1 protein-coding gene is annotated in these 405 nt (G+C 58.3%); it reads right to left on the reverse strand.

Annotated features, from left to right (window positions below):
• The coding region (locus tag SB753_RS35060; protein ID WP_410804646.1) for an Lrp/AsnC family transcriptional regulator at positions 1-264 on the reverse strand (264 nt) is incomplete at its 3' end.
• Positions 265-405: the final 141 nt, after the last annotated feature.

Here is a 405-nt window from a genome sequence, read left to right on the forward strand (position 1 = left end):
GATTTCCCGTTCGAACTGCTCGACGCCGCCTTCCGTGTGCCGTGTCAGGTGAATATGGGCGAGCGCGCACACATGCAGGCCGAGCTTTTCGCGATCGAGCAACGCCGTGTAGCGCTGGATGATGCCCGATTGCTCCATGTCCTTGATGCGTCGCCAGCACGGCGTGCTGGACAGTCCGACCTGATCGGAGATTTCCTGCACCGAACGGCGCGCGTCCAGCTGCAAAAGACGCAGGATTTTTTGAGAGAACGTATCGAGTGTCAACTGCGCCTCCGTTGTCGCGTCGCCTTTTCGTCAATGGTAGAGGTCGCGGAAACGAAACGCAATGCAAACCGCCTGTACTGAGGGAGATTCCCTAATTTGGCGCTTACTCGGCGGGTTTTTGTCCTGAGTCGTCCCCGTCAG

This window comes from Paraburkholderia sp. SIMBA_053 (assembly GCF_046534895.1).
Lineage (GTDB): Bacteria > Pseudomonadota > Gammaproteobacteria > Burkholderiales > Burkholderiaceae > Paraburkholderia > Paraburkholderia caledonica.